Below are 1005 nucleotides of genomic sequence, written 5' to 3' on the forward strand. Positions count from 1 at the left end.
CCTAATTGTTCGACTAAATATACTTTTCCCGTTATGGTTGCTGCCTTTTCTCCATCAGCCAAATCAACATCTTCAGGGCGAATTCCCAGAACAACTTTATCTAATTTATCTAATTGTAGTTGTTTGGGTAACTCGATCCGATATTCTCCTAAAATAGCCTGGTTATTTTCACAAATTAAGTTTAAAAGATTCATTTGAGGGCTACCAACAAAACTAGCCACAAAAATATTTGCTGGATGGGAATAAATACGACTGGGAGGATCTAACTGTTGAATGTTGCCTTCATTTAATACAGCCACTTTACTAGAAAGAGTCATGGCTTCGGTTTGATCGTGAGTAACGTAAACTACGGGTTTATTTTGATCTTTAAATAACTGTTTCATTTGCGCTCTAACCTGCTCTCGCAGCAAGGCATCTAAATTACTTAAAGGTTCGTCTAGTAAAAACACTTCAGGATCTCTAACCAAAGCTCTAGCGAGGGCTACCCTTTGTCTTTGTCCGCCAGACATTTGTCCTGGCTTGCGATCTAGGAGATTTTCTTATTCTAGTTGTCGGGCGGCTTCTTCAACCCGACGCTTAATTTCTGCTGGGGGCATTTTGCGTAATTTTAAAGCAGTGGCAATATTTTCGGCAGCTGTCATGTGGGGATAGAGAGCATAACTTTGAAACACCATTGCCATATTGCGATCGCCTGGAGGAGTCTGATTGACGTTTTTACCGCCAATAATTACCTGTCCTTTGGTAGGAGACTCTAAACCTGCAATTAAGCGTAATAGGGTAGATTTACCGCATCCAGAAGGACCTAATAGAGTCAGAAATTCGCCATCGTTGATTTCCAGAGAAATATCTTTAACAGGAATGACATCAGAGCGATATTTCTTTTGTAAATTTTGTAAAGTCAGTTTTGCCATCTTAGAGTAGATTGTTGCAATGTTTGCTACAGATAATACCGTTTTTAGCAAAAATCTATCTAGCTTAACCCCGATTCCCGTAGTAAAGAATTAA

1 pseudogene is annotated in these 1005 nt (G+C 39.3%); it reads right to left on the minus strand.

The features are described from left to right. A pseudogene (locus AC33VI_RS14090) lies at positions 1-911 on the minus strand (ABC transporter ATP-binding protein); the annotation flags it as partial. Positions 912-1005: the final 94 nt, after the last annotated feature.

Source organism: Waterburya sp. (assembly GCF_058530065.1).